General features: G+C 63.0%; 1 protein-coding gene and 1 pseudogene. Both read right to left on the bottom strand.

Translation table 11 applies throughout. The features are described from left to right. Positions 1-384 (bottom strand): ATP-dependent Clp protease proteolytic subunit (locus AC5RWX_RS34170; RefSeq protein ID WP_494100557.1); only part of this gene is annotated, 384 nt, incomplete at its 3' end. A gap of 36 nt (positions 385-420) precedes the next feature. Then, a pseudogene (locus AC5RWX_RS34175) lies at positions 421-548 on the bottom strand (ATP-dependent Clp protease proteolytic subunit); the annotation flags it as partial.

The raw sequence follows: 548 nt of genomic DNA on the forward strand, positions 1-548 counted from the left end.
GAGGCGCTTGCCGGGCGTGCCGGCCGCCAGCAGGACGGCAGCGGCACTTGCCGCCTGGCCCAGGCAGACGGTCTGGATCTCAGGGCGGATGTACTGCATGGTGTCGTAAATGGCCGTCATGGCGGTGAAGGATCCGCCAGGGGAGTTGATGTAAAGCGTGATGTCGCGGTCCGGGTCGGTGGATTCCAGGACCAGCAGCTGGGCCATGACGTCGTCAGCGGAGGCGTCGTCCACCTGTACGCCGAGGAAGATGATGCGGTCCTCGAAGAGCTTGGTGTACGGGTCCTGGCGCTTGAAGCCGTAGGGCGTGCGCTCCTCGAACTGGGGCAGGACGTAGCGGCTGGACGGAAGATTACCGGCGGACCACCCGAAGTTGTAGTTCATTTTCTTTGCTCCTGATCTGAGTGTTCTTGTGCCGGTCTAGTTCTCGGAAGCTGATTCGCCCGAGGTACCGTTCGACGTGCCGCCGCCACCGGAAACAGAGCCCGCGTGGGCAGCGATCTTGTCGAAGAAGCCGTATTCGAGCGCTTCGGTGGCGGTGAACCACT

It is taken from the genome of Arthrobacter sp. SPT-J7 (genome assembly GCF_059089965.1).